General features: G+C 67.1%; 2 protein-coding genes. Both read left to right on the top strand.

Going from position 1 to position 2,550, the window contains the following annotated elements:
* Nucleotides 1–118: 118 nt before the first annotated feature.
* Entirely contained in the window at nt 119–994 is an 876-nt protein-coding gene (locus B4920_RS25685; RefSeq protein ID WP_079437579.1) for a site-specific integrase, read from the top strand.
* Between the two features lie 9 nt (nt 995–1,003).
* The gene (locus tag B4920_RS25680) at nt 1,004–2,191 is read left to right on the top strand and encodes an IS91 family transposase (protein WP_079437578.1); all 1,188 of its coding nucleotides are present in this window, start codon (nt 1,004–1,006) and stop codon (nt 2,189–2,191) included.
* Nucleotides 2,192–2,550 lie beyond the last annotated feature (359 nt).

The raw sequence follows: 2,550 nt of genomic DNA, 5'->3' as shown, positions 1-2,550 counted from the left end.
TGGACTAAACCGCTCTCGCGGTAGCCCTTCGATCCCGCGAGGTGGTCGCGGATAGAGGGGCGCGGTTTCCTACCTTGAGAACAGAGGCACTCCGCCTCGTTCTCAAGGAGTCGCAGCCATGACCGCCTCCCCGCACCCCATCAGCCCGCTGCGCCAACGCATGATCGACGACATGCGTATGCGCAAGCTCTCCCCCAAGACCCAGAGCGGTTACATTCGCGCAGTACGCCAGTTCGCCGCTTACCTCGGGCGCTCGCCGGATACGGCCAGCACCGAGGATCTGCGCAACTACCAACTGCATCTGGTCGATCACGGCATCTCTCCGGTCTCGCTCAACGCGGCGATCAGCGGACTGAAGTTCTTCTTCGACATCACCCTCGATCGCCAGGAACTGATGGCCCGGATGCAGCCGGTGCGGGTGCCGCGAACGCTGCCAGTGGTACTCAGCCCCGAGGAAGTGTCCCGCCTGATCGCCGCCGCCGGCAACCTGAAACATCAGACCGCCTTGTCGGTGGCCTACGGGGCCGGGCTGCGAGCCAGTGAAGTGGTCGCGCTGAAGGTGGGCGATGTGGACGGCCAGCGTATGACCCTGCGCATCGAGCAGGGCAAGGGCCACAAGGATCGCTACGCGATGCTCTCGCCGGTGCTGCTCGAGCGGCTGCGCGTCTGGTGGAAGGTCGCCCGCGCCCAAGGCAAGATGCTTGACGGCGGCTGGCTGTTTCCGGGGATGAACCCGATCGAGTCGCTCAGTACCCGGCAGCTCAACCGGGCCATCCACGCCGCCGCCGAGGCAGCCCAGATCGACAAGCGGGTGTCGATGCACACCCTGCGCCACAGCTTCGCCACCCATCTGCTGGAGCAGAAGGTCGATATCCGGGTGATCCAGGTGCTGCTCGGGCACAAGAAACTGGAGACCACCGCGCTCTACACCCAGGTTGCCACCGATCTGCTGCGCGAGGTGATCAGTCCGCTGGAACGCTTGCAGCCCGCCTGAGGTGCCCCCGTGGGGCAGCCTGCCCTGGAAGTCGCGGACATCTTCCGCACCCATGGGTCGGCCTGGCGGGCGCACACCGCCCTGAGTGCAGGCCAGCTCAAGGTCATGTCGGCCATCGAACAGTGCCGCAGTGCGGCGCTGGGCGGACATGTGCTCCGCTGCGAGGGCTGCGGGGAGGTGGAGATCGCCTACAATTCCTGCCGCAACCGGCATTGCCCGAAGTGCCAGGGGAACGCCGCCCGGCGCTGGCTCGCGGCCCGCGAGGCTGATCTGTTGCCGGTGCCGTATTACCACGTGGTGTTCACCCTGCCGGCACCGATCAGCCGGATCGCCTACACCAACAAGGCCGTGCTCTACACGCTGCTGTTCGACGTGGCCGCCGAGACCCTGCGCCGGATTGCCGCCGACCCGAAGCACCTCGGGGCACAGATCGGTGCGACGCTGGTCCTGCATACCTGGGGTTCGGCGCTGACCCATCACCCCCACGTGCACGGCATCGTGCCTGGCGGCGGTCTCTCGCCCGACGGGGCACGGTGGGTGGCCTGCCGGCCAGGCTTCTTCCTGCCCGTGCGGGTGCTCTCACGCCTGTTCCGGCGGCGCTTCCTCGAAGAACTCGACACCGCCCATCGCGCCGGGCACTTGCGCTTCTTCGGCGACGAGGCCGGGCTCGCCGACCCGGCGGCCTTCGCTGCATGGATGAAGCCGCTGCGCCAGTGTGAATGGGTGGTCTATGCCAAGCGCCCGTTTGCCGGGCCGGCAGCGGTGCTGGCTTATCTGTCCCGCTACACGCATCGCGTGGCGATCTCGAATCGGCGGCTCCTTGCGCTGGACGAACGGGGCGTGACTTTCCGCTGGAAGGACTACCGGGCCACCGGACGGACCCGCCACAAGACGATGACGCTGGACGCCGACGAGTTCATGCGCCGCTTCCTGCTGCATGTGCTGCCCGGTGGCTTTCACCGTATCCGCCATTACGGCCTGCTCGCCAACGCGGGGCGGCGGGACAATCTGGCCAAGGTGCGGGAACTGCTGCGGGTTGTGCCGAACTCGGAGACGTCTGCGACGCTCGAGGCGCAGGCTAGCCAGGCTCAGCCCGCCTTTGTGTGCCGGTGCTGCGGAGCGGCGATGGTCGTCGTCGAGATCCTCCCACGCAGCGCGTCGATCCGTGCTCCACCTCCACGATCGGGTTGCCCATGAACACCCACGTCCCACACTGCGCAAACCGAATGTCGGCTCCGGGGTTGCCCGAGCCGAAAGGGGACGCTTGTGCCGGGTCCGCAAATCGCGCTGCATTCTGTGCGCGGTGCGGGCACCGCTCAGGCATTTCTACCTTCAGGTCGGGTGACTGGAGGGCGTTGCCCATCATGACTGCACGCTCAGTGCCCCATCGGGCCACCGTGCGGCGCTTCAATTCGCCATAGCGGCATCACCCACTCCGGGCGTGTCGCCCTCACTCCGCGGTTTCCTCCCCCGAGGCTTGTCCGCCGCCTGCCCGGCCGGAGGCGTCAGGCCCTCAACGTGTGCGCGTAGGGGCAGGCATCGGACAACCCTTAACC

Origin of the sequence: Zoogloea sp. LCSB751, from assembly GCF_002028455.1 — a bacterium.
Lineage (GTDB): Bacteria > Pseudomonadota > Gammaproteobacteria > Burkholderiales > Rhodocyclaceae > Zoogloea.
This window is presented reverse-complemented; position numbering and strand designations above follow the sequence as displayed.